26 protein-coding genes are annotated in these 24,965 nt (G+C 71.1%); 9 read left to right on the forward strand and 17 right to left on the reverse strand.

Annotated features, from left to right (window positions below; all coding sequences use genetic code 11):
- Positions 1-123: 123 nt before the first annotated feature.
- The 4 genes from ABZ016_RS16350 to ABZ016_RS16365 form a co-directional block, all read right to left on the reverse strand.
- Entirely contained in the window at positions 124-2,517 is a 2,394-nt protein-coding gene (locus ABZ016_RS16350; protein ID WP_356917280.1) for an excinuclease ABC subunit UvrA, read from the reverse strand.
- A gap of 137 nt (positions 2,518-2,654) precedes the next feature.
- Positions 2,655-3,071 (reverse strand): VOC family protein, encoded by a 417-nt coding sequence (locus tag ABZ016_RS16355; RefSeq protein ID WP_356917281.1) that lies wholly within the window; start codon positions 3,069-3,071, stop codon positions 2,655-2,657.
- A gap of 10 nt (positions 3,072-3,081) precedes the next feature.
- Positions 3,082-3,522 carry an AraC family transcriptional regulator gene (locus ABZ016_RS16360; RefSeq protein ID WP_356917282.1) on the reverse strand — a complete coding sequence of 147 codons (441 nt, stop codon included), beginning with the start codon at positions 3,520-3,522 and terminating at the stop codon, positions 3,082-3,084.
- Positions 3,523-3,643: 121 nt separating this feature from the next.
- Complete coding sequence (locus ABZ016_RS16365) at positions 3,644-4,597, reverse strand: ROK family protein (protein WP_356917283.1); 954 nt, start codon at positions 4,595-4,597, stop codon at positions 3,644-3,646.
- A gap of 189 nt (positions 4,598-4,786) precedes the next feature.
- On the opposite strand from ABZ016_RS16365, the gene ABZ016_RS16370 reads away from it, so the two are divergent.
- The gene (locus ABZ016_RS16370; RefSeq protein ID WP_356917284.1) at positions 4,787-5,824 is read left to right on the forward strand and encodes a LacI family DNA-binding transcriptional regulator; all 1,038 of its coding nucleotides are present in this window, start codon (positions 4,787-4,789) and stop codon (positions 5,822-5,824) included.
- Between the two features lie 7 nt (positions 5,825-5,831).
- Complete coding sequence (locus ABZ016_RS16375) at positions 5,832-6,647, forward strand: hypothetical protein (RefSeq protein ID WP_356917285.1); 816 nt, start codon at positions 5,832-5,834, stop codon at positions 6,645-6,647.
- A gap of 135 nt (positions 6,648-6,782) precedes the next feature.
- Here ABZ016_RS16375 and ABZ016_RS16380 read toward each other — a convergent pair whose 3' ends face one another.
- Positions 6,783-8,084: an aldolase/citrate lyase family protein gene (locus tag ABZ016_RS16380; protein WP_356917286.1), complete on the reverse strand. Its 1,302-nt coding sequence runs from the start codon at positions 8,082-8,084 to the stop codon at positions 6,783-6,785.
- Positions 8,085-8,277: 193 nt separating this feature from the next.
- On the opposite strand from ABZ016_RS16380, the gene ABZ016_RS16385 reads away from it, so the two are divergent.
- Positions 8,278-9,183, forward strand: coding sequence for an endonuclease/exonuclease/phosphatase family protein (locus ABZ016_RS16385; RefSeq protein WP_356917287.1), 906 nt, complete (start codon positions 8,278-8,280; stop codon positions 9,181-9,183).
- A gap of 58 nt (positions 9,184-9,241) precedes the next feature.
- Here the strand turns inward: ABZ016_RS16385 and ABZ016_RS16390 are convergent, their stop codons facing one another.
- The 4 genes from ABZ016_RS16390 to ABZ016_RS16405 form a co-directional block, all read right to left on the reverse strand.
- The gene (locus ABZ016_RS16390; RefSeq protein ID WP_356917288.1) at positions 9,242-10,204 is read right to left on the reverse strand and encodes an electron transfer flavoprotein subunit alpha/FixB family protein; all 963 of its coding nucleotides are present in this window, start codon (positions 10,202-10,204) and stop codon (positions 9,242-9,244) included.
- 55 nt (positions 10,205-10,259) lie between these two features.
- The gene (locus ABZ016_RS16395; RefSeq protein WP_345662187.1) at positions 10,260-11,048 is read right to left on the reverse strand and encodes an electron transfer flavoprotein subunit beta/FixA family protein; all 789 of its coding nucleotides are present in this window, start codon (positions 11,046-11,048) and stop codon (positions 10,260-10,262) included.
- 220 nt (positions 11,049-11,268) lie between these two features.
- Positions 11,269-11,760, reverse strand: a complete 492-nt coding sequence (locus tag ABZ016_RS16400) for a flavin reductase family protein (RefSeq protein ID WP_356917289.1) — start codon at positions 11,758-11,760, stop codon at positions 11,269-11,271.
- A gap of 83 nt (positions 11,761-11,843) precedes the next feature.
- Positions 11,844-12,257 (reverse strand): thioredoxin family protein, encoded by a 414-nt coding sequence (locus tag ABZ016_RS16405; RefSeq protein ID WP_356917290.1) that lies wholly within the window; start codon positions 12,255-12,257, stop codon positions 11,844-11,846.
- A gap of 77 nt (positions 12,258-12,334) precedes the next feature.
- Between ABZ016_RS16405 and ABZ016_RS16410 the strand changes: the two genes are divergently transcribed.
- The gene (locus tag ABZ016_RS16410; RefSeq protein WP_356917291.1) at positions 12,335-12,751 is read left to right on the forward strand and encodes a DUF4395 domain-containing protein; all 417 of its coding nucleotides are present in this window, start codon (positions 12,335-12,337) and stop codon (positions 12,749-12,751) included.
- Between the two features lie 188 nt (positions 12,752-12,939).
- On the forward strand, positions 12,940-13,668 hold the full coding sequence (locus tag ABZ016_RS16415) for a lysophospholipid acyltransferase family protein (protein ID WP_356917292.1): 729 nt from the start codon (positions 12,940-12,942) through the stop codon (positions 13,666-13,668).
- Positions 13,669-13,680: 12 nt separating this feature from the next.
- On the opposite strand, the gene ABZ016_RS16420 is transcribed toward ABZ016_RS16415, so the two are convergent.
- Positions 13,681-14,253 carry a transglutaminase domain-containing protein gene (locus tag ABZ016_RS16420; RefSeq protein ID WP_356917293.1) on the reverse strand — a complete coding sequence of 191 codons (573 nt, stop codon included), beginning with the start codon at positions 14,251-14,253 and terminating at the stop codon, positions 13,681-13,683.
- 182 nt (positions 14,254-14,435) lie between these two features.
- Between ABZ016_RS16420 and ABZ016_RS16425 the strand changes: the two genes are divergently transcribed.
- A complete protein-coding gene (locus tag ABZ016_RS16425; protein WP_356917294.1) occupies positions 14,436-15,806 on the forward strand; it encodes a hypothetical protein in 1,371 nt (456 codons plus the stop codon).
- A gap of 22 nt (positions 15,807-15,828) precedes the next feature.
- On the opposite strand, the gene ABZ016_RS16430 is transcribed toward ABZ016_RS16425, so the two are convergent.
- Genes ABZ016_RS16430 through ABZ016_RS16440 form a run of 3 tightly spaced genes read right to left on the reverse strand, consistent with a single transcriptional unit; the run spans position 15,829 to position 19,093 of the window.
- Entirely contained in the window at positions 15,829-16,899 is a 1,071-nt protein-coding gene (locus ABZ016_RS16430) for a low specificity L-threonine aldolase (RefSeq protein WP_356917295.1), read from the reverse strand.
- A complete protein-coding gene (locus ABZ016_RS16435) occupies positions 16,896-17,645 on the reverse strand; it encodes an SDR family NAD(P)-dependent oxidoreductase (protein WP_356917296.1) in 750 nt (249 codons plus the stop codon). Before ABZ016_RS16435 ends, ABZ016_RS16430 begins: the two co-directional genes overlap by 4 nt.
- A 50-nt stretch (positions 17,646-17,695) precedes the next feature.
- The gene (locus tag ABZ016_RS16440) at positions 17,696-19,093 is read right to left on the reverse strand and encodes a DUF6421 family protein (RefSeq protein WP_356917297.1); all 1,398 of its coding nucleotides are present in this window, start codon (positions 19,091-19,093) and stop codon (positions 17,696-17,698) included.
- A 250-nt stretch (positions 19,094-19,343) separates the two neighbouring features.
- On the opposite strand from ABZ016_RS16440, the gene ABZ016_RS16445 reads away from it, so the two are divergent.
- Positions 19,344-20,027 (forward strand): glycerophosphodiester phosphodiesterase family protein, encoded by a 684-nt coding sequence (locus ABZ016_RS16445; protein WP_356917298.1) that lies wholly within the window; start codon positions 19,344-19,346, stop codon positions 20,025-20,027.
- Between the two features lie 3 nt (positions 20,028-20,030).
- Here the strand turns inward: ABZ016_RS16445 and ABZ016_RS16450 are convergent, their stop codons facing one another.
- A complete protein-coding gene (locus ABZ016_RS16450) occupies positions 20,031-20,570 on the reverse strand; it encodes a GNAT family N-acetyltransferase (protein WP_356917299.1) in 540 nt (179 codons plus the stop codon).
- 71 nt (positions 20,571-20,641) lie between these two features.
- On the opposite strand from ABZ016_RS16450, the gene ABZ016_RS16455 reads away from it, so the two are divergent.
- Positions 20,642-21,034 (forward strand): VOC family protein, encoded by a 393-nt coding sequence (locus ABZ016_RS16455; RefSeq protein ID WP_356917300.1) that lies wholly within the window; start codon positions 20,642-20,644, stop codon positions 21,032-21,034.
- Between the two features lies 1 nt (position 21,035).
- On the opposite strand, the gene ABZ016_RS16460 is transcribed toward ABZ016_RS16455, so the two are convergent.
- Positions 21,036-21,950, reverse strand: a complete 915-nt coding sequence (locus ABZ016_RS16460) for an N-acetyltransferase (RefSeq protein ID WP_356917301.1) — start codon at positions 21,948-21,950, stop codon at positions 21,036-21,038.
- Between the two features lie 180 nt (positions 21,951-22,130).
- Between ABZ016_RS16460 and ABZ016_RS16465 the strand changes: the two genes are divergently transcribed.
- On the forward strand, positions 22,131-22,892 hold the full coding sequence (locus ABZ016_RS16465) for a VOC family protein (RefSeq protein ID WP_356917302.1): 762 nt from the start codon (positions 22,131-22,133) through the stop codon (positions 22,890-22,892).
- 42 nt (positions 22,893-22,934) lie between these two features.
- Here the strand turns inward: ABZ016_RS16465 and ABZ016_RS16470 are convergent, their stop codons facing one another.
- Complete coding sequence (locus ABZ016_RS16470) at positions 22,935-23,600, reverse strand: MarR family transcriptional regulator (protein ID WP_356917303.1); 666 nt, start codon at positions 23,598-23,600, stop codon at positions 22,935-22,937.
- A 239-nt stretch (positions 23,601-23,839) separates the two neighbouring features.
- A partial coding sequence (locus ABZ016_RS16475; protein ID WP_356917304.1) for an FUSC family protein occupies positions 23,840-24,965 on the reverse strand: 1,126 nt, incomplete at its 5' end.

A 24,965-nucleotide genomic window follows, 5' to 3' on the forward strand; every position in this document is an offset into this window, starting at 1 on the left:
TGCCCTCGGGACGTTGCCGTTATTCACCCGATTCAGGCTTTTATGTCGTGCATGTCTACCTGGAACGGCCGTGCGGCGAGCGCGGCCCGGCGCGCTGCCCCACGGCCGTCCCTGGAGCCTCGGTCAGCCGCCGACGTAGGCCGCGAGGTGCTCCCCGGTCAGGGTCGAGCGGGCCGCGACCAGGTCGGCCGGCGTGCCCTCGAAGACGACCCGGCCGCCGTCGTGGCCGGCCCCGGGGCCCAGGTCGATGATCCAGTCGGCGTGCGCCATGACCGCCTGGTGGTGCTCGATGACGATGACCGACTTTCCCGAGTCCACGAGACGGTCGAGCAGCCCCAGCAGTTGCTCCACGTCGGCGAGGTGGAGGCCGGTGGTGGGCTCGTCGAGGATGAAGACACCGCCCTTGTCCGCCATGTGCGTGGCCAGCTTGAGCCGCTGCCGCTCGCCCCCGGACAGCGTGGTGAGCGGCTGGCCGAGGGTGAGGTAACCGAGCCCGACGTCGGCGAGCCGCTCCAGGATCCGGTGCGCGGCCGGGGTGTGGGCCTCGCCGCCGCCGAAGAAGGCCTCGGCCTCGGTCACCGGCATCCCGAGTACCTCGCTGATGTCGCGGCCGCCGAGGCGGTACTCCAGGACCGACGCCTGGAACCGCCTGCCCTCGCACTCCTCGCACGGGGTGGCGACGCTCTGCATGATCGCCAGGTCGGTGTAGATGACCCCGGTGCCGTTGCAGGTGGGGCAGGCGCCCTCGGAGTTGGCGCTGAACAGCGCGGGCTTCACGCCGTTGGCCTTGGCGAAGGCCTTGCGGATCGGGTCGGCCAGCCCGGTGTACGTCGCCGGGTTGCTGCGCCTGGAGCCGCGGATGGGGGTCTGGTCGACCGCCACGACGCCCTCGTCGGAGGGGATCGAGCCGTGCAGAAGCGAGCTCTTGCCGGAGCCGGCGACACCGGTGACGACGGTGAGCACTCCGAGCGGGATGTCGACGTCTACGTGCCGGAGGTTGTTCGCCGACGCGCCGCGGATCTCCAGCGCGCCGGTGGGCTCGCGGACCGTCGCCTTGATCTTGGCCCGGTCGTCGAGATGACGGCCGGTGACGGTGTCGGAGGCGCGCAGGCCCTCGACCGTGCCCTCGAAGCAGACGGTGCCGCCCGCCGTTCCGGCGCCGGGGCCGAGATCCACGACATGGTCGGCGATGGCGATCGTCTCCGGCTTGTGCTCCACGACGAGCACGGTGTTGCCCTTGTCGCGCAGGCGCAGGAGCAGGTTGTTCATCCGCTGGATGTCATGGGGGTGCAGGCCGATGGTGGGCTCGTCGAAGACGTAGGTGACATCGGTGAGTGCGGACCCGAGGTGGCGGATCATCTTGGTGCGCTGCGCCTCGCCACCGGAGAGCGTGCCGGAAGCCCGGTCGAGCGAGAGATAGCCGAGGCCGATCTCCACGAACGAGTCGAGGGTGTGCTGGAGCTTGGCGAGCAGGGGCGCCACGGACGGCTCCTGAAGTCCGCGGACCCATTCGGCCAGGTCGCGGATCTCCATCGCACAGACGTCGGCGATGCTGACCTTGCCGATCTTCGAGGAACGGGCCGCCTCGCTGAGCCGGGTGCCGTCGCACTCGGGACACTCGGTGAAGGTGACCGCCCGGTCCACGAACGCCCGGATGTGCGGCTGCATCGACTCGCGGTCCTTGGACAGGAAGGTCTTCTGGATCTTCGGAATCAGCCCCTCGTAGGTGAGGTTGACCCCGTTGATCTTCACCTTGGTCGGCTCGCGGTAGAGGAAGTCGTGCCGCTCCTTCTTGGTGTACTTGCGGATGGGCTTCTCCTTGTCGAAGAAGCCCGACTCGGTGATGACCCGCACGACCCAGCCGCCCCCCGTGTAGGTGGGAATCGTGAACGGGTCCTCGGAGAGCGACTTGGAGTCGTCGTAGAGCTGGGTGAGGTCGATGTCGGAGACCGTGCCCCGGCCCTCGCAGTGCGTGCACATGCCGCCGGTGCGGCTGAAGGTCACCTTCTCGGTCCTGGTCCTGTCGGCGCCCCGGTCGACCGTCAGCCCACCGCTCGCGCTGACCGACGCGGTGTTGAAGGAGAACGCGCCGGGAGGGCCGATGTGCGGCTTGCCGAGGCGGCTGAAGAGGATGCGCAGCATCGCGTTGGCGTCGGTGGCGGTGCCGACGGTGGAGCGGGGGTCGGAACCCATCCGCTGCTGGTCCACGGCGATCGCGGTGGTCAGACCGTCGAGGACGTCGACGTCGGGCCGGGCCAGGTTCGGCATGAAACCCTGCAGGAAGGCGCTGTAGGTCTCGTTGATCAGCCGCTGTGACTCCGCCGCGATCGTGTCGAACACCAGTGAGCTCTTGCCCGAGCCGGAGACACCCGTGAAGACCGTCAGTCTGCGCTTCGGGATCTCGATGCTGACGTCCTTGAGGTTGTTCTCGCGCGCGCCGTGCACGCCGATCACGTCATGGCTGTCGGCGACGTGGGGCCCGGGCGACTGTCTGTCCGTCGTCTCGGCCTTGCTCATGGTGACTCCATCTGTCGGGCGGTGCTGTCACGGGCGGACGATCTCGGTCCCCCCGCGCAGGTCCTGGGGCGGCGCGGGGAGACGGGGAAGCCCGCGGGACGCGGGTCCCGCGGGGTGGCACGTGAGCCGGAAGGCCGCTACGGCGCCTTCACCTGCTGGATGCGGACCATGTTGCCCGCCGGGTCCCGGAAGGCGCAGTCGCGTACGCCGTAGGGCTGGTCGGTGGGCTCCTGGACCACCTCGGCGTCACCGGCCTGCACCCGCTCGAAGGTGCCGTCGACGTCGGGAGTGGCCAGGACGATGCTGGCGTAGGTGCCCTTGGCCATCATCTCGGCGATGACGCGTCGCTCGTCCTCGGTGACGCCGGGGTCGGCGGCCGGGGGGTGCAGGACGATGTTGGTGCCGGGCTGGCCGGCGGGGCCGACCGTGATCCAGCGCATGCCCTGGTACCCGACGTCGTTCCGTACTTCGAAGCCCAGGGTGTCGCGGTAGAACGCCAGGGCGGCGTCGGGGTCGTCGTGCGGGAGGAAGCTGGCGTGAATGCTGATGTCCATGGCCCTCACGCTAGTTTCGGCTCGAGGTGGGCGCTTCTCGATTCCTGACCGGTCTGGTCACCTGCTTCGACACGCACGTCGGGATGCCCGCGGTGGTGCGGGCCGCCTGGCGGTAGGCGCTGGGCGGCATGCCGACCAGTTCGGTGAAGCGCGTGCTGAAGGTGCCCAGCGACGAGCAGCCGACCTCGAAACACACCTCCGTGACGCTCAGGTCACCGCGGCGCAGCAGCGACATCGCGCGCTCGATCCGGCGCGTCATGAGGTAGCTGTAGGGCGACTCGCCGTAGGCGAGCTTGAACTCGCGGCTGAGGTGCCCGGCCGACATGTGCACGCCCCGGGCCAGCGCCTCCACGTCCAGGGGCTGTGCGTACTCCCGGTCGATCCGGTCCTTGACCCGGCGCAGTCGGGCGAGGTCGTGCAGGCGCTGCGCCGGGGCGGGTCTGCTGCTCACATGCGAGATCGTGCCACACCGCACGGACGTTCGGCCGTTGTCCAGGAAAAATCCCGGTATCCCGGACGGGCGTGTACGGAAGATCCGCCGGCGCACCCCGGGGGAACGTTCCTGCCCTGTCTCACACCCCCGCGGCGGCCACGCCCGCCCGTTCCGTCAGTGCTGCCGCCGCGGCGCCCACCAGCCCGGCGTCGGTGCCCATCTGGGCCGGTGCCACGGTCAGGTGCCGGACGAAGGAAAGGGTCGCGTAGGAGCTCAGGGCCTTGCGCAGGGGCGCGAAGAGGACCTCGCCCGCCTTGCCCACTCCCCCGCCGATCACCGCTATGTCGATCTCCACGAGGGTGGCGGTCGCGGCGATGCCGGCGGCCAGCGCCTGGGCGGCCCGCTCGAAGGAGGCGACGGCGACCGGGTCGCCGGCGCGGGCGGCGGCGGCCACCGCCGCGGCGGAGGTGTCGCCGTCGGGGCCGGGCCGCCACCCGTTCTCCAGCGCGCGCCGGGCGATGTTGGGGCCGCTCGCGATGCGCTCCACACAGCCGCGCGCGCCGCAGGGGCACGGATCACCGTCGAGATCCACACTGATGTGGCCGATGTGACCGGCATTGCCCGTGGGGCCGGCGTGCAGCCGGCCGCCGAGTACCAGGCCGCCGCCGACGCCCGTGGAGACGACCATGCACAGCGCGTTGTCATGGCCGCGCGCGGCACCCTGCCAGTGTTCGGCCGCCGTGATCGCCACACCGTCGCCGATCAGCTCGACGGGCAGGCCCCCGGCCACCGCCCGGACGCGGCCGACGAGGGGGTAGTCGCGCCAGCCGGGCACGTTCACCGGACTCACGGTGCCCGCCGACCTGTCCACCGGCCCGGCGCTGCCGATCCCCACGGCCGTGGCGCGCTCCCACAGCGGCGAGGCGGTGAGCTCGCCGAGCACCTCCTCCACGGCCCGCATCACGGTGTCGCCGTCCTCCCGGGCGGGCGTCGGCCGCTGGGCGCGGACCAGGATCCGGCCGTGGCCGTCCACCAGAGCGCCGGCGATCTTGGTGCCGCCGATGTCGAGCGCGGCCACGAGGTCGGTGTGCATCAGTGTCGGATCTCCCCGTCGACTGTGAAAAGGACTGGCCCGGGCAGCGGTGGGGCACGGTCCGGAGAATGTGGTGGACAGTCTCCCCCGAGCCTGACAACGTTGTCCAGGCTCTATGCTCGACGCCACATCCTCATACAAACCCAGGACCGACGCACCCCCGTGGACGACAGGACAGGACACCGCACCGTGCCCCAGACCAACCTCCGATCCGCAGCGCGCTACGGCACCCGGCCGACCATGAAGGACGTCGCGGCACGCGCCGGGGTCGGGCTCAAGACGGTCTCCCGGGTCGTGAACGGGGAGCCGGGCGTCACGCCGGAGACGGAGCGGCGGGTCCAGGAGGCCATCGACGCGCTCGGCTTCCGCCGCAACGACAGCGCCCGGGTGCTGCGCAAGGGGCGCACGGCGAGCATCGGGCTGGTCCTGGAGGATCTCGCGGACCCGTTCTACGGGCCGCTGAGCCGGTCGGTCGAGGAGGTGGCGCGCGCGCACGGCGCCCTGCTGATCAACGGCTCCAGCGCGGAGGACCCGGACCGTGAGCAGGAGCTGGTGCTCGCCCTGTGCGCACGGCGGGTGGACGGACTGGTGGTGATCCCGGCCGGTGACGACCACCGGTATCTGGAACCGGAGCTCAAGGCGGGTGTCGCTACGGTGTTCGTGGACCGCCCGGCCGGGCACATCGACGCCGACGTGGTCCTGTCGGACAACTTCGGCGGCGCCCGGGGCGGCGTCGCCCACCTCATCGCGCACGGGCACCGCCGGATCGGCTTCATCGGCGACATGCCCCGTATCCACACCGCCGCCGAGCGGTTGCGCGGTTACCGGGCCGCGATGGAGGACGCGGGCATACCCGTGGCGGACGCCTGGATGTCCCTCGGTGTCACCGACCCCGAGCGGGTGCGCAGGGCCGCCGAGGAGATGCTGTCCGGCCCGGACCCGGTCACCGCGGTCTTCGCCGGCAACAACCGGGTGACGGTCACCGTGATCCGGGTGCTCGCCGAGCAGAGCCGCCGGGTCGCCCTGGTCGGCTTCGACGACATCGAGCTCGCCGACCTGCTCCAGCCGGGCGTCACCGTCGTCGCGCAGGACGCGGCGGACATCGGCCGTACCGCCGCGGAACGCCTCTTCCGGCAGCTGGACGGCACACTGGTCACGCCGGAGCGCATCGAGTTGCCGACCCGGCTGATCACGCGTGGCTCGGGCGAACTTCCCCCGGCGGACTGAGCGGCCCATGGATCACGACGCCGATCGCACACTGACGGCACTCGGTCTGGCCGAGGCGCCGCGCGAGCATCCCCTGCTCTATCCGGGCGCGTGGCCCGCCGACTCCGGGCTGCTCGACGGGGACCGCTTCCTGCCGCTGGACCGGCTGGTGCACGAGGACCGCACGCCGGTGCTGGCCATCGGCTCGAACGCCTCCCCGGGGCAGCTGCGGCACAAGATGCTGGAGTTCGGGATCATGTCCCCGATCCCGATGGTGAAGGCACGGGTGACCGGGGTCGACGCCGGTGTCTCGGCGCATGTCAGCCGCATGGGGTACGTGTCGGCCTCGCCGGTCAGCTCCCCGGACAGGGTGCGGGAGCTGTTCGTCATCTGGCTCGACGACGAACAGCTCACGGTGATCGACGCGAGCGAGGGCGCGCCGGTGCCGGGCGGGAACTTCGACAGGGCCTGGCTGCCCGCGCCCGACGTACGGATCGACCTCGCGGACGGCACCCGCCTGCCGGGCGCGTACGCGTACGTCAACCGGCACGGTGTCCTGCACGACGGCGCCGGAGTGCCGCGCACCCACCCGGGCGAGCGGGAGATCCTCACCGAACTCCTCGTGAGCCTGCCGCGCTTCCGGGAGCTGTTCGGGGTCGTGCCCGAGGAGTTCTGCGAACGGGCGCGCGCCGACCGGCGGTTGTGCGAGCGGGGCACGCGGCTGTTCATCGAGGAGAAGCTGGTGACGGCCTCCGGGCTGGAGCGGTACGTGGACGGCTCGGCGCGGGCTCAGCACAAGGGGAGTCCGGGGACCGGCGCGTCGTTGTCGCCGCCCTTGACGTAGACGTCGCTGACCCAGACGTCCGTGTTGCCGCTGTCGTCGTCGGTCCTCGCCCACCAGAGCGGCGGTGAGGTGACGGCCGCTGCGGGCGGCTGTGACAGTGCCGGTACGCGCCGACAGGACAGGCCGGTGGCGCGGTCAGGCGGAAGCCGTCAGGTCCCCTCGCCGGGGCGCCGCGAAGCTCTCCAGGTCGGCGCGGGTCAGGCCCGCCAGCCGGGCGACCTCGGCGATGTCCAGGGCGCCGCAGTCCAGGCCGCGCAGCAGGTAACCGCTGAGGGCCTTGGCGGTCGCGGGCTCGTCCATGACGTCGCCGGTGGTGCGGTTGGCGTAGCGGGACAGGCGGGCGGCGGCCTGCTCGAAGCCCTCGCGGTAGAAGGCGAAGACGGCCGCGTAGCGCGTGGGGATGTGTCCGGGGTGCATGTCCCAGCCCTGGTAGAAAGCGCGGGCCAGGGCGCGGCGGGTGAGGCCGTAGTGCAGGCGCCAGGCCGCGTGCACCTTCTCCGTCGGGCCGACCGGCAGGACGTTGGTCGAGCCGTCCGAGACGCGGACGCCCGTACCGGCCGCCGCGACCTGCATGACGGCCTTGGCGTGGTCGGCGGCGGGATGGTCGCTGGCCTGGTGGGCGGCGGAGACACCGAGGCAGGCGCTGTAGTCGAAGGTGCCGTAGTGCAGACCGGTGGCACGGCCTTCGGCGGCCTGGATCATCCGGGCGACGGTGGCGGTGCCGTCGGCGGCGAGGATGGACTGGCTGGTCTCGATCTGGATCTCGAAGCCGATCCGGCCGGGCTCCAGGCCGTGTGCCTTCTCGAAGGCCTCCAGCAGCCGCACCATGGCGGTGACCTGCTCGGGGTACGTCACCTTCGGCAGGGTGAGCACCAGTCCGCCGGGCAGGCCGCCGGCCTCGATCAGGCCGGTGAGGAAGACGTCGAGGGTGCGGATGCCACGGGCCCGTACGGGCGCTTCCATGCACTTCATGCGGATACCCATGTAGGGGGCGGCGGTGCCGTTCTCGTAGGCCGCGGCGATCAGCCGGGCGGCACGGGCGGCGGCCTCGTCCTCCTCCGCGTCGGGGCGGTTGCCGTAGCCGTCCTCGAAGTCGACGCGCAGGTCCTCGATCGGCTCGCGCTCCAGCTTGGCGCGCACCCGCGCGTGGACGGGCCCGGCCAGTTCCTCGGAGAGGCCGAGGACGGCGGCGAAGGACTCGGCGTCGGGAGCGTGTTCGTCGAGGGCGGTCAGGGCACGGTCACCCCAGGAGCGGACGGTGTCGGCGGCGAAGACGTCACCGGGGACGTACACGGTGTGGACGGGCTGGCGGGTGCCGGGGTCGCCGGGGTAGTGGCGCTCCAGTTCGGCGTCGACCCGGGCGAGGGAGGCGCTGATCTCCTCGCTGACGGCCCCCGCGAGGCTCGTCGCCACCTTCTCCTGCTGGCCCTGACCCATTCCGAGACCCTCCTTTTTCCACTGTCCGGAATCAATAATCCGCAGAGTGAAGTTATCGGCCGACCTTCGGACTGGTCAACACCGTCTTGAAGTGGGATTCCCCATCCTTCACCCATGGTCGCTGCCGACCCGCCCTCATCTTCCGTATTCAGAGGGCAAACTTCATCCTGACGTGCAAGGGGAGGGAGACCACGTGCCGGACGAGGTCGGAGTGACACGACGCCACGGGCTCAAGGCAGCGGCGGCCGCCGCCATCGCAGGACCGCTGCTCACCACCGCGGGCCCCACACACCCCGCTTCCGCCGGCGAGCACCCGGGCGCCCTGGACGTCATGACGTTCAACGTCCGCTTCGGGACCGTCGTCGACAGCACACCGCGCTGGGAGGTGCGCCGACCGGTGATGCGAGAACTGCTGCGCCGCGAGCGACCGCACGTCATCGGCACCCAGGAAGGGCTCTACCGGCAGGTGCGCGCGATCGAGAAGGATCTCGGCGAGCACTACGACTGGATCGGCACCGGACGCGGGGGCGGCAGCAAGGACGAGTTCATGGCGGTCTTCTACGACACGCGCAGACTCGAGCCGATCGAGTTCGATCACTTCTGGCTGTCCGACACCCCGTACACGATCGCCTCGAACACCTGGGGCGCGGACTGGCTGCGCATGGTGACGTGGGTCCGTTTCGCCGATCTCGCCCACGGGCGACGGGAGTTCTACGTCCTCAACACCCATCTGGACAGCGTCAGCCAGTACGCCCGGGAACGCTCGGCGGGGCTCATCGGCGAGACGATCGCCGGGTGGGACCGATCGTTACCGGTCGTCGTCACCGGCGACTTCAACGCGGCCGCCCACGACAGCCGGGTGTACGACCTCATGCTGGACATCGGACTGGTGGACGCCTGGGACGCGGCGGCCTCGCGGGGTCCGGCGTACGGGACGCACCACGGCTACCGCGCGCCCAAGCCCGGCGGGCGGCGCATCGACTGGATTCTCACCACGCCCGGGGTGACGACGCACTCGGCCGGGATGAACACCTTCAGCGTGGACGGGACGTATCCGAGCGACCATCTGCCGGTGCAGGCCTCGATGACCCTGGGATGAGGAGAGGCCCCCGTGACCGTTCGCGCGGTCACGGGGGCCTTCCACAGCGGGGAGCCGATCAGCCCTTGCGGGTCTTGATCTCCTCGGTCAGCTGCGGGACGACGTCGAAGAGGTCGCCGACGACGCCGTAGTCGACGAGGTCGAAGATCGGCGCCTCGGCGTCCTTGTTGATCGCCACGATCGTCTTCGAGGTCTGCATACCGGCACGGTGCTGGATCGCGCCGGAGATGCCCGAGGCGATGTACAGCTGCGGCGAGACGGACTTGCCCGTCTGGCCGACCTGGTTGGTGTGCGGGTACCAGCCCGCGTCCACCGCGGCACGCGAGGCACCGACGGCCGCGCCGAGCGAGTCGGCGAGCCCCTCGATGATCGCGAAGTTCTCCGCGCCGTTGACGCCACGGCCACCGGAGACCACGATCGCGGCCTCGGTCAGCTCCGGACGGCCCGTCGACTCACGCGGCGTGCGGCCGGTGACCTTGGTGCCGGTGGCCTGCGCGGAGAAGGACACGGACAGGGCCTCGACCGCACCGGCAGCCGGGGCGGCCTCGACGGCGGCGCTGTTGGGCTTGACCGTGATGACCGGGGTGCCCTTGGAGACACGGGACTTGGTGGTGAAGGACGCGGCGAACACCGACTGGGTGGCCACCGGGCCCTCGTCACCGGCCTCCAGGTCGACGGCGTCGGTGATGATGCCGGAGCCCAGACGCAGCGCCAGACGCGCGGCGATCTCCTTGCCCTCGGCGGAGGACGGGACCAGCACGGCGGCCGGGGACACGGCCTCGTGCGCGGCCTGGAGGGCGTCCACCTTCGGTACGACCAGGTAGTCGGCGTACTCGGCGGCCTCGTGCGTGAGGACCTTGACCGCGCCGTGCTCGGCGAGCGTGGCGGCGGTGTCACCGGCGCCGTTGCCCAGCGCGACAGCGACCGGCTCGCCGACGCGGCGGGCCAGGGTCAGCAGCTCCAGGGTGGGCTTGCGGACGGCACCGTCCACGTGGTCGACGTAGACGAGAACTTCAGCCATGGGACTTCTTCTCTCCTGCTTGCGAAAGATGAGGGACGGTCAGCGACTACGGGGCTCAGATGAACTTCTGGCCCGCGAGGAACTCAGCGAGCTGCTTGCCGCCCTCGCCCTCGTCCTTGACGATCGTGCCCGCGGTACGGGCCGGGCGCTCGGCCGCGTTGTCGACCGTGGTGTAGGCGCCCTCCAGGCCGACCTGCTCGGCCTCCAGGTCCAGGTCGGACAGGTCCCAGGACTCCACCGGCTTCTTCTTGGCGGCCATGATGCCCTTGAAGGACGGGTAACGCGCCTCGCCCGACTGGTCGGTCACCGACACGACCGCCGGGAGGGAGGCCTCCAGGTTCTCGGAGGCGGCGTCGCCGTCGCGGCGGCCCTTGACCGTGCCGTCCTCGACGGAGACCTCGGAGAGCAGGGTGACCTGCGGGACGCCCAGACGCTCGGCGAGCAGCGCGGGCACGACGCCCATGGTGCCGTCGGTGGAGGCCATGCCGGAGACGACCAGGTCGTAGCCGGCCTTCTCGATCGCCTTGGCCAGGATCAGGGAGGTGCCGATGGCGTCGGTGCCGTGGATGTCGTCGTCCTCGACGTGGATCGCCTTGTCCGCGCCCATGGACAGCGCCTTGCGCAGGGCGTCCTTGGCGTCCTCGGGGCCCACCGTCAGGACGGTGATCTCCACGTCGTCGTCGGAGTTCTCGGAGATCTGCAGCGCCTGCTCGACCGCGTACTCGTCGAGCTCGGAGAGCAGACCGTCCACGTCGTCCCGGTCGACGGTCAGGTCATCGGCGAAGTGCCGGTCGCCAGTGGCGTCGGGCACGTACTTCACAGTGACAACGATCCTCAAGCTCACGCCGGCTCTCCTACTGCATCGTCATTTCTATGCTGCCTACTTGCAGGCAGCATAGGCGCCTCAAGCGGCCGATCCCGGTCGGGGCGACCCACGCTCCGAGCGAAATATTACTCGTCAGTACACCTAGTTCATTCCCGCTAAGCAAGCGCTTTGAACTGTGACCTTCGCAACGCAGCGTAACCGGAACTCGACGGTCCCGCAGCCCGGGGAGGCGCCCGGCTCAGTCACCCAGGCGACGGAAACGTCCCTGGTGGTAGAGGAGCGGCCGACCGCTGCCCGTGGGGTCGCCGTGCACGACCTCCGCGATCACGATCCGATGGTCACCGGCGGGCACCCGCGCGACGATCCGGCCCACCAGCCAGGCGATCACACCGTCGAGCACGGGGACACCTTGAGGCCCCTCGCGCCACCGGGTGGGCACCGCGAAGCGGTCGGCTCCGCTGCGGGCGAAGGTCGCGGCCAGCTCTTGCTGGTGCTCCCCCAGTATGTGGATGCCGACATGGTCGGTGGCGGCGATCGCCGGCCAGCTGGAGGAGCCGGTGCCGACCCCGAAGGACAGCAGTGGCGGCTCGGCTGAGACGGAGCTGAGCGACGTCGCGGTGAAGCCCACCGGACCCGCGGCACCCTGCGCGGTGATCACGGCGACCCCCGCCGCATGCCGCCGGAAGACCGAGCGCAGGAGGTCGGTCGTGGCGAGAAGGTCCGAAGGCATGGGGTCAGGCTGACGATAAATGGTACGCGCAGTCAAGTTCGTTCCGTGATGTGGGAGATGACTCACCGGCCGCGTCACCTCGCTCACACCGCCTCCCCCAGCGCGGCGATCACATCGGCCTTGCGCGGCTGTCCGGTGGCCCGCCGCACCACCCGGCCGCCGGCGTCGAGGACCAGCACCGTCGGGGTCTTGAGGATGTCCAGCCGGCGCACGAGGTCCAGGTGGGCCTCGGCGTCGATCTCGACGTGAGCCACACCGGGGACCATGCCGGCGACCTCGCCGAGCACGCGCCGGGTCGCCCGGCAGGGCGCGCAGAACGCACTGGAGAACTGAACGAGCGTGGCCCGCTCACCGAGTTCCGTGCCCAGCTCCGCCGCATCGAGCCGCTTGCCGTCGTCCCGCCCGCGCACCCGCACTCTCCCGCTCCGCCGCCGTTGCAGCACTCCGTAGGCGCTCGCCGCCGCGAGCACCACCACGCACACCACCAGTCCGGTCATCACTCCGTGCAAGCGTTCACGAGACCGCAAAGATTCCCGGCCGCGCAACGGGGCCATGTTGCGGAATGCTTGCTTCCATGGACATCGACGCAAGAGGGCCACGATTCGGCGCCACCGTGACGACCGTCGTCCTGGCGGCCGTTCTGGTCACGGGCAGCGCGTGGCTGCTGGCCTGGCAGACGCTGGCGTTCCTGCTGGGCGCCGCGGGCGGGGTGAGCCGGTCACCGTACGGCCTGCTGTTCAGCAAGGCCGTACGGCCGCGGCTCGGGCCGCCGACCGAGTTCGAGGCGCCCGAACCGCCCCGTTTCGCCCAGGCGGTGGGTCTGCTTTTCGCCGGACTCGGCCTCGTCGGCCTCACGCTGGGGCCGGCCTGGCTGGGACTCGCGGCGACCGGCGCCGCGCTCGCGGCCGCCTTCCTGAACGCGGCGTTCGGGTACTGCCTGGGCTGCGAGTTGTACCTGCTCGTGCGGCGAGTGGCGGTACGCGCGGAGTAATGGAGCCGTAAAAGCCCGAGGTGGGATCCGGGTGATGACGTGACGAGAATCTCCTCACGCGCGGGCACGAGGACTGGCTACCCGGCCGTTCTTCGGGCACGATCTGCGACAAGCCGTAAACCTACGGCTGCGTAACTTCGTCGCTGGGAATCCCTTCCCAGGCAGAGCAGGAAGGGTCCGACCCGCCCATGGCAGAGCTCGTCTACCGTCCCGTCGTCGGTTTCGCCCGCACGCTGTTCAAGGTGTGGGACCTCAAGATCGACTGTCAGGGTTCGGAGAACATCCCGCGCTCGGGCGGCGCCGTGCTGGTGAGCAATCACATCAGCTACCTGGACTTCGTCTTCGACGGCCTGGCCGCGCTGCCGCAGAAACGTCTCGTGCGGTTCATGGCGAAGGAGTCCGTCTTCCGGCACAAGATCTCCGGCCCGCTGATGCGCGGTATGAAGCACATCCCGGTGGACCGCAAGCAGGGCGAGGCGGCCTACGCGCACGCCCTGGACTCGCTGCGGTCGGGTGAGATCGTCGGGGTCTTCCCGGAAGCGACGATCTCGCAGTCGTTCACGCTGAAGAGCTTCAAATCGGGTGCCGCGCGCCTGGCACAGGAGGCGGGCGTCCCGCTGATCCCGATGGCCGTGTGGGGCACGCAGCGGCTGTGGACCAAGGGGCACCCGCGCAACTTCAAGCGCAGCCACATCCCCATCACGATCCGCGTCGGCGAGGCGATCGAAGCCTCCCGCGACAAGTACGCGGGCGCCATCACCCGCCAACTGCGCGAGCGTGTCCAGGAACTCCTCGAAGCCGCCCAGCGTGCCTACCCCGTGCGCCCGAAGGGCCCGGACGACACCTGGTGGATGCCGGCCCACCTCGGCGGCACGGCACCGACGCCGGAGCAGGTGAAGGCGGCCGAGGCGCACTGACCCGGCACTGCCTCAGAGCGCGGTGGGGAGCGTCCGCCACAGATGCGGCCGGTCGCGTGCCGCTTTGAGGGTGTCGAGCACGGCCGGGTGCGGTGCGGCGTGCAGCACCGGGCAGTCCGACTCGCCTGACAACGGATCAGGTGTGAAGGCGAGCCGCTCGCCGGCCAGCGAGAACTGCGCGTCCACGCCCGGCTTGTTGCCCCGGGGATCCTGCCGGTGCCACGCACCGTTGAACCGCACCGCCACCAGCCCGTGCACCACGTCCAGCTGCTGGTAGCACAACGCGGTCGGAATGTCCTCGGCCCGCAGCAGCGCGGCCAGTGCGTGGGCCTTGGCGTAGCAGATGCCCGTGCGCTGCTCCAGGACGTCGGAGGCACGCCAGGTGACACGGAGATCGCCGGAGTCCTGTGAGTGCGGGATGGTGTCGCGCACGAACTCGAACGCCACCCGCGCATACTCATACGAGTTCGCCACGCCGTCGGCGAGTCTGGCAGCCGTCTCGCGTACCAGCGCATGGTGATGGTCGATGGCCTCGTCAGCGACCAAATAGGCGGACAGGTCAGGGGTTTCCTGGATCAGCTGCATACAGGAAGAGCGTAGAGAGACGGGTGACCTCCGTCAATCAATTTACCGCTCACCACATATTTATGCATCACCGCGGCGACTGGGAAGAACGGCTGAACACCGCCGCAACCCCGGGCTCGCCCACAACCCTTCCTTCCGGCCACGGGTCTCGTCCTGCGCAGATCTGTGACAAGGGGGAAACGATGAAGGACCCACACCGCCTGCTCGGCGCCGCGCTCGTCTGCTGTGCCCTGGCGGCCACCGGAGCCGGGGCCGGGCCCGCGTACGCCGTGGAGAACCAGCTGTGGATCAGCGCGCCGTACGAGACGGTGCTGCCCGGCGCGGACGGGGACGGCGCCGGACCTGCGCGCACCCTGTCCGTGCAGGTCAGCCGCGACGTCGCCGCGGGCAGGGTGCCGGCCGGGCGGCTGACCGTCGACGTGAGTGAGATCGCCTCGTTCGCCCGGGTGTCATGGCCCGCGAACTGCCGGCCGGAGTCGGAGATCGAGGCGGTCTGCGACTTCCCGGAGATGCCCGCCGGGACGGAGAGCGTCCCGGCCGCCGAGTTCGAGCTGCGCGCGCTGCAGGGAGCGGACGTCAGCGCCTCGGGGTACGTGCGCTATGCGGCCGTCGCCGGAGGGCTGACGTCCCACCCGGGAGAGACCCGGGTCGGTGTGGGCAACGGGCCGGACCTCGGGCTCAGCCGGGCCGAGGACCAGCGGGGGCTCACGCCGGGCACGCGGACCGGTGTGCGGGCGACGCTGTCCAACAGCGGCAACCGCACCGCGGAACGCACCCTGGTGACGCTCTACGCCTCGTACGGGCTGCGCCTCAGGGAGCGGCACGCGAACTGCGAGTACCGGGAGCACGACACCGGTACGTCCGCCCTCTGCGTAGTGGACGAGCCGGTGGCGCCGGGACAGCGGTACGCACTGAGCACCGGCCTCGACGTCGGACGGGAGGCGCTGTACGAACGGTTCGACCACTCCGTGCAGCCGTATTCGGACGAGGCGCTGGAGGAGGCCCGCGGCGACTGGACGTGGACCCGGGGGACGGGCGCCGAGCTGGACCTGCGCCCCGTGGCCGCCGCCAGGGTCGCGGCCGCCGAGCCCGATCTCGACCCGCAGGACAACTACGGGACCGTCATCCTCGACGCCAGGAACACCGCCGACCTGAAGCTCACCGGCAGCCGGGTGAGCGGGGCCGCCGGTGACACGGTGACCGCTCGGGTCACCGTGCACAACCGCGGTCCGGCCTGGGTGGCGTCGCTGGGTGCCGGAGCGGCCGTGGCCACGGTGAGGTTCCGGGCGCCGCAGGGCACGACGGTCCTCGATCTGCCGGAAGAGGAGTGCTGGCAGCAGCCGGAGGACTCCGGCCCCACCGTCTTCTGCAAGACGCCGATTTACCTGCACGACAAGGCGTCGTACACCTTCGGGATCCCGTTGCGGATCGACCGGGTGGTGCGCGGTGCGCGCACCACCGTCGAGACGCTCAACGACGACCCCGAGCTGTCCATCAGGAAGTTCGACCCGAACCTGCGCAACAACAGGACGGAGATCGTCGTCAATCGGTGAACAGCGCTCCAGGGCAGTACGCCTAGCGGGCCATCTCCTCCTTGAGCGCCGCCACGAAGGCGTCCACGTCCTCCTCGGTCGTGTCGAAGGCGCACATCCACCGGACGTCGCCCGCCGCCTCGTCCCAGAAGTAGAAGCGGAACCGCTTCTGCAGACGCTCGGTCACGTCGTGCGGCAGACGGGCGAACACCGCGTTGGCCTGCACGGGGTAGAGGATCTCCACCCCGTGCACGGCCCGCACGCCCTCGGCGAGGCGCTGGGCCATCTCGTTGGCGTGCCGGGCGTTGCGCAGCCACAGGTCGCGGGCGAGCAGCGCCTCGAACTGCACCGACACGAAGCGCATCTTGGAGGCGAGCTGCATGGACAGCTTGCGCAGGTGCTTCATGTGCCGCACGGCGTCCTGGTTGATCACCACAACCGCCTCGCCGAACAGGGCGCCGTTCTTGGTGCCGCCCAGGGAGAGGATGTCGACGCCGGCCGCGTTGGTGAGCGTCCGCATCGGGACGTTCAGGGTGGCGGCGGCGTTGGCCAGCCGGGAGCCGTCGAGGTGCACCTTCATGCCGTGCGCGTGCGCGTGCTCGCACAGGGTGCGTATCTCGTCCTGTGTGTAGACCGTGCCGAGCTCGGTGGCCTGGGCGAAGGAGACGACCTGCGGCATGGCGCGGTGCTCGTCGTCCCAGCCGTACGCCTGCCGGTCGATCAGCTCGGGCGTCAGCTTGCCGTCGGGGGTGGGCACGGTGAGCAGTTTCAGACCGCCGACCCGCTCGGGCGCCCCGCACTCGTCCACGTTGATGTGCGCGCTCTCGGCGCAGATCACCGCGCCCCAGCGGTCGGTGATCGCCTGGAGGGCGACGACGTTGGCACCGGTGCCGTTGAACACCGGGAACGCCTCGGCCGTGGGGCCGAAGTGGCTGCGGACGAGGTCCTGGAGGTGGTCGGTGTACGCGTCCTCCCCGTACGAGACCTGGTGCCCGCCGTTGGCCAGGGCCAGCGCGGCGAGTACCTCCGGGTGGGCCCCGGCGTAGTTGTCGCTGGCGAATCCGCGGACTTCGGGGTCGTGATGGCGACGGGCGTCGGTCTTCGGCGGGTTCACGGCTTCTCGGTGAGCCACAGACGTTTTCCGTTCACTTCGGCGGCGGATTTGTCCCAGACCTCGGTGATGGCCTCGGCCAGGTCCTTGACATCGGTGAAGCCCGCGAACTTCGCGTTGGGGCGGTCGGCGCGCATCGCGTCGTGCACCAGTGCCTTCACCACCAGGATCGCAGCGGCGGACGTCGGGCCCTCGGCGCCCCCGGCCTTGCGGAAGGCGTCGGCCAGGGCGAGCGTCCACGCCTCGGCGGCTGCCTTGGCGGCGGCGTACGAGGCGTTGCCGGCCGTCGGCTTCGAGGCGCCGGCGGCGCTGATCAGCACGTAGCGCCCGCGGTCGCTGCGCTGGAGGCCCTCGTAGAAGGCCAGCGAGGTGTGCTGCACGGTGCGGATGAGCAGCAGCTCCAGGAAGTCCCAGTCGTCGAGGCTCGTCTTGATGAAGGTCTCGCTGCCGCGCCAGCCGCCGACGAGGTGGACCAGGCCGTCGACGCGGCCGAACTCCTTCTCGATGTGAGCGGCCCAGTCACGGGTCGACTGAAGGTCCAGCAGATCGACCGGTTCGCCGGTGACGGTCGCGCCGCCCGAGGCGTACCGGGCCGCGTCGACGGCCTCCGCGAGCCGCTCGGGGTCGTTGTCGGCGGCGGCGACCGTCGCCCCCGCCTCGGCCAGCCGCAGCAGCGCCGCCCGGCCGGCGGGCCCGCCCGCACCGGCCACCGCGATCACCGCACCGCTGAGAGCTCCGTTCCCCGCCATCTTCTTCGCCTCCTGAGCAGTGTTCTCGGTTCCGCGGAAGACTCCGCCGCTCACGCGGCGATCCGCTCGGCGCCGTCCGCCGTGATGCCCTTGGTCGAGGCGATCACGTTCTTCAGCTTCTTGGACAGTGCCTCATAGAACATGCTCAGCGGAAACTCGTCCGGAAGCACGTCATCGACGAGTTTCCGGGGCGGCTGTGTCAGGTCCAGGGCGTCGGGGCCCTTGGCCCACTTGGAGCCCGGGTGCGGGGCGAGGTAGGTGGAGACGAGTTCGTAGCCGGCGAACCAGTGGACCAGCTTGGGGCGGTCGATGCCGTCGCGGTACAGCTGCTCGATCTCCGCGCAGAGCTGGTTGGTGATCTGCGGAGCGCGCTCCCAGTCGATGGTCAGCTTGTTGTCGGTCCAGCGGACGACGTCGTGCTTGTGCAGGTAGGCGAAGAGGAGCTGGCCGCCGAGGCCGTCGTAGTTGCGCACGCGCTCGCCGGTGACCGGGAAGCGGAACATGCGGTCGAAGAGGACCGCGACCTGCACGTCACGGGCCTGCGGGACGCCGTCGGCGGCAAGCTTCACGGCCTCCCTGAAGGCGGTGAGGTCACAGCGCAGCTCCTCCAGGCCGTACATCCAGAACGGCTGGCGCTGCTTGATCATGAACGGGTCGAAGGGGAGGTCACCGTGGCTGTGGGTGCGGTCGTGGACCATGTCCCACAGCACGAACGCCTCCTCGCAGCGCTTCTGGTCGTGGACCATCGCGGCGACGTCCTCGGGCAGCTCCAGGCCGAGGATGTCGACGGCGGCCTCGGTCACGCGGCGGAAGCGCGCGGCCTCGCGGTCGCAGAAGATGCCGCCCCAGCTGAACCGCGCAGGGGCCTCGCGCACGGCGATGGTCTCGGGGAAGAGGACGGCCGAGTTGGTGTCGTAGCCGGCCGTGAAGTCCTCGAACTTGATGCCGCAGAACAGAGGGTTGTCATAACGGGTGCGCTCGAGTTCGGCCAGCCACTGCGGCCAGACCATGCGCAGCACGACCGCTTCCAGGTTGCGGTCCGGGTTGCCGTTCTGCGTGTACATCGGGAAGACGACCAGGTGCTGGAGGCCGTCCGCGCGGTGCGCGGCGGGCTGGAAGGCCAGCAGCGAGTCGAGGAAGTCGGGCACCTGGAAGCCGCTGTCGGCCCACCGTCCGAGGTCCTTGACCAGGGCCTCGTGGTAGGCGCGGTCGTGCGGGAGCAGCGCCGAGAGCTCCAGGACCGCGTCGGCGGCCCGGCGGACGGCGAGCTCGGCTTCGGCGGGGTCGGGCGCGTCCTCGGCGTCGAAGTCGATCGACCCGTCCTTGGACTGCCATGGCCTGATCCGCTCCACGGCATCCTTGAGCACGGGCCATGCCGGGTGCTCCACCACCCTGGCCACGGGAGGAACCTGGCCCTCCGAACCCACCTGCACAAGAATTTCCGTCATGTCCCACCTTCCACGGGAGAATCTCGCGTGCCCTGACGGTATACACACGAGGTTCCTCCCAGCAAGGGAAACCTCAGGAAATTATCCTGCCTCACCCGGAGCTTCACCGCACTTTTTACTGTCCGTCATGCTTCTGCCCGGATGCGCGCCGACCATGCCCTCACCCTCTGCACAGGGCGCGCGCAGGCGATACGGTCCAGGTGGGCCGTCAGGCCCCCAGTGCCGCCTGTCGACGGAAGAGAGTCGCGTCTTGAACTTCCTCACCATCGGTCACCGCGGAGTCATGGGTGTGGAGCCCGAGAACACCCTCCGGTCCTTCGTCGCCGCGCAGGAGGCCGGCCTCGACGCCATCGAACTCGACCTGCACCTGAGCAAGGACGGCGCGCTCGTCGTCATGCACGACACGGAGGTGGACCGCACGACCGACGGCACCGGGCCGATCGCCGAGAAGACCCTCGCGGAGCTGCGGGCCCTGGACGCGGGCCGGGGCGAGCGGGTGCCGGTCTTCGAGGAGGTCCTCGACGCTGTTCAGTCACCCCTGCAGGCGGAGATCAAGGACGCGCAGGCGGCGCGGGCCCTGGCCGAGGTCATGAACCGGCGCGGGCTGGCCGACCGGGTGGAGGTGTCCTCGTTCCACGACGAGGCGATCGCCGAGATCAAGCCACTGGTGCCGGGGGTGCGCACGGCGCTGATCGCCAGTCGCTACGGCACCGACATCGTGGACCGCGCCGTCGCGGTCGGCGCCGAGACCGTCTGCCTGAACATCCGCCGGCTCACCCTGGAGATCGTGGAGCGCGCCCGCAAGGCCGACCTGCGGATCATCGGCTGGGTGGTGAACACGCAGGACCATCTGCGGCTCGTCCGGGCGTTCGGTCTGGACGGCGCGACCACCGACCACCCGGACATCAAGCGCACGGGCCGTTTCACGGCCTAGCGATCACGCGAGCTCCTTGACCAGCAGTTCGAACTTCAGGTCGTCGCGCTGCGGGATGCCGAAGCGGTCGTCGCCGTACGGGAACGGAGTCATGCGTCCCGTACGGCGGTAGCCGCGCCGCTCGTACCAGGCGATCAGGTCGTCGCGTACGGAGATCACGGTCATGTGCATCTCCGTCACGCCCCAGGTCTCGCGGGCCTGCCGCTCCGCCTCCGCGATGATCACCTTGCCGAGCCCCGCGCCCTGCAGCCGCGGGCTGACCGCGAACATCCCGAAGTAGGCGTGGTCACCCCGGTGCTCGAGCTGGCAGCACGCGACGATCCGCCCCTCCCGCTCCACGATCAGCAGCCTGCTCTCGGGCGACTTGATGACGGCCAGCACGCCCTCCGGGTCGGTCCGCTGTCCCTGGAGAATGTCCGCCTCGGTGGTCCACCCGGCCCGGCTGGCGTCACCCCGGTACGCCGACTCGATCAGCACGACAAGCTCCTCGACGTCGGCGTCGGCGGCGTCGCGGAAGGTCAGTCCGGTGGCGGTGGTGTCCATGGGCGTACGTCTCCGTCTTCTGGCACGGCTCGGGCAGGGACGAGAGTAGCGCCACCACTAGGCTCCGGTGCATGGTGCATGTACTCAGCAGCCGGATCCTCCTCCGCCCCACCGACCCCGAGCGGTCCCGGGCCTTCTACGGCGGCCAACTCGGCCTCGCCGTCTACCGCGAGTTCGGCACGGGACCGGAACGCGGCACCGTCTACTTCCTCGGCGGCGGCTTCCTCGAGGTCTCCGGGCGGTCCGAGACTCCCCCGGCGCCGGCCACACGGCTGTGGCTCCAGGTCGACGACGTGACGGCGGCGCAGGACGAGCTGCTCGCGAAGGGGGTGGAGATCGTACGGCCGCCGGTGAAGGAACCTTGGGGGCTGGTCGAGATGTGGATCGCGGATCCGGACGGAACGCCGATCGTGCTGGTGGAGGTCCCGGCGGACCACCCGATGCGCTACCGGCCGGGCATCTGAGTCACCCGGGTCGGTGCTCCCAGCCCCGGTCGGTTCGGGTCAGTTCCCGGAAGCCCGCGCCCGTCAGGAGATCCAGCTCGGTGCCGTCGGCCGGGGACGCGTAGGCGGCGAGCCGGTCGACACCGCACAGGCGCAGCCAGTCGGCGGCCTGGGCGAGCAGCCAGTGCTCGAGGCCCGTGCCGTTCCGGCCGGGGTCGACATGCAGGTTGCCGACGTCGGCCAGGCCGGCGGCGCGAGCGTGGCGTTCCGGCCGGGCCAGGGCCGTGTCGATCTCGACGAAGCCGAGAGGGTGCCCGTCGGCGCGGGCCGTGAAGCGGGTGCCGCACTCCCCCAGCGTGCGTTCGACCGTCACGCCCGGCCGGGGGTCCGGCTCCGGCAGGTCCGCCACCCGGGTGAGCAGGATGACCTCGGTGTCCCCGACGTGCCGGAAGCCCGCTCGCTCGTAGACGGCCCGGATGTGCGGCCAGTTGCGGGGCAGGCCGTACACGAGGGGCGCGGGCAGCGCGCCGTCGGCGTACCTCACGCGGACGTCCCAGCGGGCGAACTGTGCCAGGCACGCCCGCATCAGCAGGTCCGCGGCCCGGTCGGCGTCCGGCCAGAAGGATGCCGCCGGACGGCACACGAACCACTCGATCCCGGCGGCGTCCCGGTAGGCCTCGCCGACCTCGGCGCCGGCTCGGTAGCGCAGCAGGTGCGCCGCGGCGACGACGTGGTCGCGCTGCTCCGCGACGAGCGTCGTGCGCTCGGCCACCCAGGGGTCGGTGATGAACTCGCCGGGCTGCCGCTCCAGGTCGCTGAGGACGGTGTTCACGGAGACGGAGACGCCGGGGACGACGGCCGCCACGTGCAGGTTGACCAGGTCGGTGAGCTGGTCGCGGTCGACTCGGCGGAAGGGCCGCACCTCGAGCGCGGGCATGGGAAACCTCCGGGCAGGGTGAAGGAGCCGGTGGCCGCCACTCGGTGCGGTACGGGCCGAGAGTACGTCGCGGCCGGAGCCGCACACCAGTGGGTTTGCCCGGATGGCAGAAGGAACGGGCCGCGGCTTAGCGTGCTGGGGTAGCTCATGCCTCGGGGCTGTCCCTGCGGAAGGAACGCCATGAAGCTCGACGCACCGGTGACCGGCGGGCCCTGCTGGACCGAGCTGGGGACCACGGATCTGGAGGCGGCCAAGCGGTTCTACACCAGGCTGTTCGGCTGGCGGCCCGAGACCGATCAGCGTCAGGAGGCGGGCGGCTACACCGTCGCGCACCTCGGGGAGGCGGCCGTGGCCGCGCTCGCCCCGCTGTACCAGCCGTCGCAGCCGGTCGGGTGGAACGTGTCGTTCGCTGTGACGGACGCGGACGCCGGCGTTCGTGCGGTGACCGAGGCGGGCGGGACGGTGCTGCTCGGCCCGATGGACGTGTTCGACGTGGGCCGGTTCGCGGTGGCCGCGGACCCGACCGGTGCGGTGTTCCAGCTGTGGCAGGCGGGGACGTTCCCGGGCGCCGGACTGTTCAACGCGCCCGGCGCACTGGGCTGGGTGGAGCTGTACACCCGGGATCCGGAGCAGGCCGTGGCCTTCTACACGCGGGTGTTCGGCTGGACCGTCGCCCCGTCGGAGCGCTACACCCAGTGGGGCGTCGGAGGCGCGGACTTCGGCGGCATGGTGACGATGGACGACAAGTTCCCGCCCGAGGTGCCGGCTCATTGGCTGCCGTACTTCGCCGTGGCGGACGTGGACGCCACCACCGCCGTCGTCCAGGAGTTCGGCGACGTCCTGATGGTGCCCACCTCGGTGCCCGACGGGCCGCGTATCGCGGTGCTGCGGGATCCACAGGGGGCGATGTTCGGCGTGTACCGGGCGGGCGAGGAGGGCTGAGCGCCCTCCGCCCGCGCGGGCGGAGGGCCGGGGCGGCCCGGTTCAGACCCGCAGCCCGCCCAGGCGGCCCTCCAGCTGGCCGAGCAAGGCCCCCAGCAGGGCGGCGAGTTCGCCCTGGTCGGGGGCGTCCATACCGGACAGCGCGGCGGCCTCGTAGGCGAGCTGGGCGGGCAGGATGGCGTCGACGAGGTCACGTCCGGCGTCCGTGAGGCGGAGGTGGGCGACTCGGCGGTCGCGGCTGTCGCCACGGCGTTCGACCAGACCGCGTTCGGTCAGCTGTTTGACGCGCTTGGTGACGGCGGCTCCCGAGGAGAAGGTCTCCCGGGCCAGCTCCCCCGGCGTCAGTTCGTGTCCGGTGCGGCGCAGCGCACCGAGCAGATCGAACTCGGGGCGGCTGAGACCGGCCCGGCGCAGTGGGGCGTCCTCGGCCTGCTGAAGCAGGGCCGCACAGCGGTTGATCCGCCCGATGATCTCCATGGGCCCGGTGTCGAGCCCGGGGTGAACGGTCCGCCACTGCCCGACGACGGAGGCGACGGTGTCGCCCCGCCGGACGCCGGCCGGTCCGTCCCCGCCGGAGAGGGGCTCACCGGCCGGATCGCGGCCGGTCTCGAAGGTCCGGTCGTCCCGGCCTTCGCCGGCCGCGGAGGCACCGCCAGCCGGATCCCCACCAGCCGCGAAGACCTCACCGTCCCGACCCTCACCGGTCACGGAGGCACCACCGGCCGGGTCCCCACCAGCCGAAGGCGCAGCACCGGCCGAAGGCCTTTCGTCGGCCTCCCGGCCGCCGTCGAGGTCGCCTCCCGCCGCTTGTGCCGCGTCCGCCCGGCCGTCCGTCACCCGCTCTCCTCCGGCCGGGGAGAGCGGGCCGGTCCCCGGTGCGGTCCCGGCCACCGGATCCGGGCCGGTCCCCGGTGCTCCCCCTGTGGGCGATGGTCCATCCGTCGCCGTCATGGCCGTACGTCCTCCGTCTCGTTCTCCGTGCCCGTGCCCCGGTCCGGGAGCAGCCCCTGGCGTCGTACCGTCGCGGCGAGCGTACGGTGTCCGGACTGCTCGGTGAGCACGACCCGCTCCTGGGGAAGGGCGCGCTGCCACCATTCACCGGCCGCGGCGTCGGCGGTGGCCCGCAGGTCGACCAGGGCGACGGCGAGACCGCGACGGGCGGCGTCCAGGGCGGCGGGATCGGCGTCCGGCTCGGCCAGGAGGCGGGCGGTTCGCTCGCGGGCCCGGTCGGCGGTGGTCAGGGCGTGTTCGACCCGGTCGCCCGCGCGCCGGTTGGTGACGGCCACGGCCGCGGCGAAGCCGACGAGGACGCCGACGACGGTGTCCACGACCCGCTCCGTCACCAGCTCGCCCGGCTTCTGCTGTCCGGCGAACTCGGTGATGAGCAGGGCCATCGGGGTGACGCAGACGCTGCCGAGCCAGTAGTTGCGGCTGATCAGCAGCTCCGCGCCGAAGCTGAACGCGAGGCAGCACAGCACGAGGGCCGTCGGGCCCAGGTGCGCGAGCGGCACGACGGCCGCGAAGACGAGCACCCCGACGACGTTGCCCACGACGCGCTGCACGGCCCGGCTCCAGGTCAGCGCGATGTTTGCCTGGTACAGCGAGGCGGCGGTGACCAGCGCCCAGTAGGGACGTCCGATGCCGAGCGCGAGGGAGGCGTAACCGGCGAGCGCGCAGCCGAGCGCGGTACGCGTGGCGAGGGGGGCCAGCGGGCCCAGGCGTGTCCAGAGGGACCTGGCCGCGTCCACGCCGAGGAGCTCGTCGGCGGCCGCCCGGGGCAGACCGGCCTGCGGGACGGGCCCGGTGCCGCGCAGGGAGTGCGCCCAGGCGCGGAGCCGGCCGGCGTCGGCCTCGGTCGGTGCGGCGAGGGCGACCTCGGCCCGGACCACGAGCCGTTCCAGGCCACGCCGGGTCCGGGAGCGGGCGTCGGTGGCGAGCAGCGTCTGCCAGGCCGCGTGCACGGCGGCGTAGCCCGCGGCGGGCGTGCCATTGGCTTCCTTGCCGCCCGCGACGTCCAGGCAGCTGCCCGCCGCGCCGGGCACCTGGATCGCCACAGGACTGTCGCCGATCCAC

It is taken from the genome of Streptomyces sp. NPDC006372 (assembly GCF_040612515.1).
Taxonomy (GTDB): Bacteria; Actinomycetota; Actinomycetes; order Streptomycetales; family Streptomycetaceae; genus Streptomyces.